4 protein-coding genes are annotated in these 2,668 nt (G+C 38.3%); 3 read left to right on the top strand and 1 reads right to left on the bottom strand.

Annotation, left to right across the window (positions count from 1 at the left end; all coding sequences use genetic code 11):
• Positions 1-15: 15 nt before the first annotated feature.
• Complete coding sequence (locus ACUVXA_RS19520) at positions 16-324, bottom strand: hypothetical protein (protein ID WP_445872964.1); 309 nt, start codon at positions 322-324, stop codon at positions 16-18.
• Between the two features lie 75 nt (positions 325-399).
• Here ACUVXA_RS19520 and ACUVXA_RS19525 point away from each other — a divergent pair, with 75 nt between their 5' ends.
• The 3 genes from ACUVXA_RS19525 to ACUVXA_RS19535 all read left to right on the top strand — a co-directional run bounded on the left by ACUVXA_RS19525 (position 400) and on the right by ACUVXA_RS19535 (position 2,600).
• Positions 400-687 (top strand): MTH1187 family thiamine-binding protein, encoded by a 288-nt coding sequence (locus ACUVXA_RS19525; RefSeq protein ID WP_445872965.1) that lies wholly within the window; start codon positions 400-402, stop codon positions 685-687.
• A 209-nt stretch (positions 688-896) separates the two neighbouring features.
• Positions 897-1,634, top strand: coding sequence for an alpha/beta fold hydrolase (locus tag ACUVXA_RS19530; RefSeq protein ID WP_445872966.1), 738 nt, complete (start codon positions 897-899; stop codon positions 1,632-1,634).
• A gap of 168 nt (positions 1,635-1,802) precedes the next feature.
• Positions 1,803-2,600, top strand: coding sequence for an alpha/beta fold hydrolase (locus ACUVXA_RS19535; RefSeq protein ID WP_445872967.1), 798 nt, complete (start codon positions 1,803-1,805; stop codon positions 2,598-2,600).
• The last annotated feature ends 68 nt before the right edge of the window (positions 2,601-2,668 follow it).

The following is a 2,668-nucleotide window of genomic DNA, read 5'->3' on the forward strand; positions in this document are numbered from 1 at the left end:
TAGCCATATATGGTATTATTTAGTATTAAATCTTCCTACTGTTGTAAACCCCTCAATATCAGAATATAAATTTCTATCGTAGTAAACTGCCTCTGGAAGATATTGGATAATGTATTCTTTGACATCCTCCAGATCCTTATAGTCATCAACTATTACCGTATTGTTTAGAATTTCCTCGTATTCGGGGAGAACTGTACGGGTGTGTCTTCCCAAAATCATGGCGAAAACAGTGTTCTCTCTTTCACTAAACCACTCTCCTACCTTTTTTATTGGAAACTCCTTCTCGTAATATTTTTTCCTCTCTTCTAGAGTTGAATACCTCATCCCCTTGGGCATACGGTAGCGGGTCATAATAAATCGTATAAGGAAGGATTGTTAATACTATTTCGGTGTTGAAAAATGATAATAGCAGAATTAATTGCATTCCCCATTGGAGAGGGAACCAGTCTGAGCAAATATGTTAAGGCAGCAATAAAAGCACTAGTTGATGCGGGAGTAAAAGTCACTCCGGGTGCCATGTCCACTGTGATAGAGGCTAAAACACTGGACGAAATTTTTAATGCAGCTAAACTGGCACATGAAACAATTCTAAAAATGGGAGCGAAAAGAGTAACTACTTCCTTAAGAATTGACGACCGTAGAGACATAGAGGCAACAGCTAAAAGAAAACTAGATGCTATAAAATAACTTAATAAACTTTAAGCACTGATTGAATCGCCATTGAATAGAGTGTTAGAGCTATTTCTGCTCATATGAAGCACAAGTTGTTTCTTTTATTTCAGTCAAAAATTTTATATATTTTTGTATGTATCAACTAAAATTCACATTTAAATCAATGCAAAGATTAGGATTCAAAATATGTGCTCTAAAATTGAAAATGTAAGAGATGCGCTACTATGCCAACTTTAAAGGTTAATGATCTTGAGATGTATTATGAGATTCATGGGGAAGAAAACGAGACTCCACTAGTTCTGATTATGGGTCTAGGTTCTGATGCCAAACCATGGCTGCTTCAAATACCTGAATTCTCCGTGAATTACAAGGTAATAGTGTTTGACAATAGAGACATGGGTAGAACCTCTAAAACAGACATCAATTACACTATTGAGACCATGGCTGAGGACACCTATCATCTTTTAAAGAAGTTAGAAGTGGAGAAAGCCCACATTCTAGGTTTTAGTATGGGCGGCATGATTGCACAGGCCTTTGCTTTAAGTTATCCCGAAAAAGTGAGAAGTCTCATTCTCTGCTCCACTACTCCACAGGGACCAAAGGGTTTGAATATACTAAGGATGTGGAATGAATTAATTGAAACCATTCTCCATATTGCAAAGTATCTCAACATAGAACAGCTCGCAAAATATCACCACATTCAACTGCCTGCAGCGTTCATCCGTCAATGCGAAGCAGTAGAAAAATTCGACGTTACGGAACGACTAAAAGACATTAAGGCTCCCACACTGGTTCTTGTTGGGGAGAGAGATATTATTGCACCTATTTGGCACGCCAAGGGGATGGCCTCTAAGATTCCCAATGCGCAGTTAAAAGTACTGTGGGGATATGGGCACCCTTTGTTTTTAGAAAATGCGTGGGCATTCAACAAAGTAGTTTTGGAATTTCTCGAAAAACACTAGCCATATACATAGAAACTCCACCACTCTAGTTGAATCAGCAGACTGCATCTATCTTTTTTCCGTTGGAGTTTTTGCACTGGGAAAATATTAATAGAATCATCCCTATTAAAAAATTAAAGTATAGATAAAACTCAGAAATCAAAATCAAAAATACTTGAGGAGATATAAATGCCAATGATAAAGGTTAATGACCTTGATATGTATTATGAGATTCATGGGGAAGAAAACGAGACTCCACTAGTTCTGATTATGGGTCTGAGTGGTGATATTTTGGGTTGGATGTTTCAGTTGCCAGAATTATCTAAGAAATATAGGGTAATCGCCTTTGACAATAGAGATGCCGGAAGAACCTCCAAAACAGAGATCAGTTACACCGTTGACACTTGTGCCGAGGATACCTATCACCTTTTGAATAAGTTGGGAGTGGAGAAAGCCCACATTCTCGGTGCAAGCATGGGAGGTATGATAGCGCAGACCTTTGCTATAATGCACCCTGAAATGGTGAGAAGCCTAACTCTCGCCTGCACAATTCCACGCGGACCTATAGGGTTAAGTAATTTAACCATATGGAAAGAGTTAGCCAAATCTAAACCCAAAGAATTATTCTTAAAGGACATGCTTGTGCGGACGTTCACCCCTGAAACTCTCCAAAATGAGGAGTTTGTAAAAACATCACTAAAATGGTATCAAGAACATCCTTACCCTCAACCGCCCGAGGCTTTTATCCGCCAGTGCGAAGCGATAGAAAAATTCAATGTCATGGAGCGATTAAAAGAAATTAATGCTCCAACCCTCGTTATAGTGGGAGGAAGGGATATTCTTACGCCTATCTGGTACTCAGAGGAGATAGCTTCTAGAATTCCGAACGCTGAGTTGAAAGTGATCCCGGGATGTGGACACGCTTTCTTTTTAGAAAAACCGGATGAATTCAACAAAGCAGTTCTTGAATTTCTTGAAAACCACTAATAATTATAAAATAAAATTAATTCCTCTCCTCAATACAATGAGTCTACCTTTTATAATATTCTGATTTT

The organism is Candidatus Jordarchaeum sp. (assembly GCF_052745115.1).

Coding starts and splice junctions, on each gene's coding strand:
- ACUVXA_RS19520 (WP_445872964.1), bottom strand. CDS start 324: ATGAGGTATTCAACTCTAGAAGAGAGGAAAAAATATTACGAGAAGGAG.
- ACUVXA_RS19525 (WP_445872965.1), top strand. CDS start 400: ATGATAATAGCAGAATTAATTGCATTCCCCATTGGAGAGGGAACCAGT.
- ACUVXA_RS19530 (WP_445872966.1), top strand. CDS start 897: ATGCCAACTTTAAAGGTTAATGATCTTGAGATGTATTATGAGATTCAT.
- ACUVXA_RS19535 (WP_445872967.1), top strand. CDS start 1,803: ATGCCAATGATAAAGGTTAATGACCTTGATATGTATTATGAGATTCAT.